Annotated in this window: 3 protein-coding genes; all 3 read right to left on the bottom strand. The window is 71.0% G+C overall.

All coding sequences use genetic code 11. From position 1 onward, the window contains the following. Positions 1 to 274, bottom strand: a 274-nt coding sequence (locus tag ACME2J_RS22275) for an enoyl-CoA hydratase/isomerase family protein (RefSeq protein WP_495547140.1), incomplete at its 3' end; no start/stop codon positions are given. Positions 275 to 279: 5 nt separating this feature from the next. Next, positions 280 to 1,059 (bottom strand): SDR family NAD(P)-dependent oxidoreductase, encoded by a 780-nt coding sequence (locus ACME2J_RS22270; protein ID WP_495547139.1) that lies wholly within the window; start codon positions 1,057 to 1,059, stop codon positions 280 to 282. Positions 1,060 to 1,087: 28 nt separating this feature from the next. Next, positions 1,088 to 1,723: a class II aldolase/adducin family protein gene (locus ACME2J_RS22265; protein ID WP_495547138.1), complete on the bottom strand. Its 636-nt coding sequence runs from the start codon at positions 1,721 to 1,723 to the stop codon at positions 1,088 to 1,090. Positions 1,724 to 1,848 lie beyond the last annotated feature (125 nt).

The following is a 1,848-nucleotide window of genomic DNA, read 5'->3' as shown; positions in this document are numbered from 1 at the left end:
GCATCTCGCGCGAGCGCCGCACCGGCGACTGCTCGAGGCGCTCGCCCATGGTCTTCAAGTCGCCGCCGGCGCAGAAGATGCCGCCCGCCCCGGTGAGGACGAAGACGCGCACGCGCGGATCGGCGGAGCCCTCGTCCAGGAGATCCTCGAAGGCGCGCCAGTCGGGCGGCATCACGGCGTTCCGCTTGTCGGGACGATCGAGCGTGAGCGTCGCGACCCCGGCCTCGCCGACCTCGTAGCGGACGCCCGCGCCCGCGGACGGATCATCGGCCATCGCGCTCACGTGAGCAGCAGGCCGACGTCCGGCCCGCCGCGCAGCGTGTGCCCGCCGTCGACCGGGATCACGTCCCCGGTGATCCACGCCGAGCGATCGCTCGCGAGGAAGAGGACCGCGTCGGCGACCTCCTCGGCCCTGCCGAGCCGTCCGAGCGGCATGTGCGCCTCGTAGTTGGCGCGTACCTTCGGATGGTCGGCGAGGATGCGCGACAGGTCGGTCGGGACCAGGCCGACGCGCAGCGCGTTCACGCGGATCAGGTGCGGCCCGAGCTCGTCGGCGGCGCAGCGGGTCAGCATCTCGAGCCCCGCCTTGGAGACGCAGTAGGCGCTCATCAAGCGGTGCGTGAGCTTGCCCGCGATCGAGGACACGTTGACGATCGAGCCGCCGTGCCCGCCCTGGATCATCGCCGCGGCCTCGTGCTTGATGCAGTACATCGCGCCGCCGAGGTTGGTGCGGAGCGTCATCTCCCAGTCGTCGGCGTTCTGCTCGACCACGCTCGCGATGAACCCCGTTCCGGCCGCATTGACGGCGACGTCGAGGCGGCCGAAGCGCGCGGTCACGGCGTTCACCACGCGCACGACGTCGTCCTCGACGCCGACGTCGCCGGCGACCGCCCATGCCCTCTCGGGACCGATCGCGGCGACCGCGTGGCCGAGCTTGGCGCCGTCGCGTCCCATGAGCGCGACCGTCGCCCCGGCGCGCGCCAGAGCGTGCGCGGCGGCGAGCCCGATGCCGCTCCCGCCGCCGGTGATCAACGCGACCTTGCCCTTCAACTCGAACATGCAGACCTCCGACCCTCAGCGAGGGACGTCAGATGAAGTCGGCGAGCGGGGCCAGGCGCTCCACCCACTCGTCCGGGAGGAGCGTCAGCTCGCCGCCGAACTGCTTCGCGTAGAGGACGATCTTCGCGGTCTCCTCGAGGTTCATCGCGCGCGTCGCCGCGTCGCGCAACGTCTTGCCGACGGTCATCAGGCCGTGGTTCTGCAGGAAGCAGCCGCGGCTCTTCTGCATCGCGACCTCGACCGCGTCGGCGAGCTCCTTCGTCCCCGGCATGAACCACGGCACGAGCTGGGTATCGCGCAGGAAGACGGCGTCGGTGTTGATCGGCGGGAAGGGCAGCCCGACGATGCCCATGGCGGTCGCGATCGGAGCGTGGGTGTGCAGGGCGCCGGTCGTGTCGGGGCGCGCCCGGTAGCTCGAGAAGTGCATCTGCCACTCGACCGAGGGGTTGCGCGTCCCCTCGAGCGTCGAGCCGTCCGGCTTGATGCGCACCAGGTCGTCCTCGTGCAGGTTCCCCTTGTACAGGCGGCTCGGCGTGATCCAGATGGTTTCGTCGTCGGACGAGCGCGAGGAGACGTTCCCCCCCGTCGCGGTCAGGAGCCCCAGCGCGAACATCTCGTTCGTGATCTGGACCACCATCTCCTTGGCTTCGGCGTCGCTGCGCATCGGCTTCCTTTCGTGGACGTGGCGAGACTCCCGCGCTCCCGGGTCGCCGTCAACCCCCGCCGGGCGCCGCGTGCTCGGCAAGGAGATGCGCCCCGGAGACCTCGATCGGGTTCGACTCGATGCGG

Source organism: Paraconexibacter sp., from assembly GCF_059438195.1.
The sequence above is the reverse complement of the archived record's forward strand: the minus strand, read 5'-3'. Positions and strand labels throughout refer to the sequence as shown.